Genomic DNA, 219 nt, shown 5'->3' on the forward strand with positions numbered 1-219 from the left:
TCATCTGCGGCGTCCTTCTCCGAAGACATCGATGTAGCGGTGGAACAGAGCATGCCAGTCTTCGCCGTACCTGAACCGGATCACGTTCCAGCCCTTGTCGAGGAGTCGCTCTTCGGCGGCGGCATCGCGCTCGGACACGTCACCACGATCGTGAACAGGGCCGTCAATGAAGATGGCACAACGCTTGTCCGTGTAGACGAAGTCGGGCCGCACGCGAAG

General features: G+C 60.7%; 1 protein-coding gene. It reads right to left on the bottom strand.

What is annotated here, in order from left to right; translation table 11 throughout:
• A partial coding sequence (locus tag BN358_RS25335; protein ID WP_157593307.1) for a DUF559 domain-containing protein occupies positions 1 to 219 on the bottom strand: 219 nt, incomplete at its 5' end.

It is taken from the genome of Sedimentibacter sp. B4 (assembly GCF_000309315.1).
Lineage (GTDB): Bacteria > Bacillota > Clostridia > Tissierellales > Sedimentibacteraceae > Sedimentibacter > Sedimentibacter saalensis.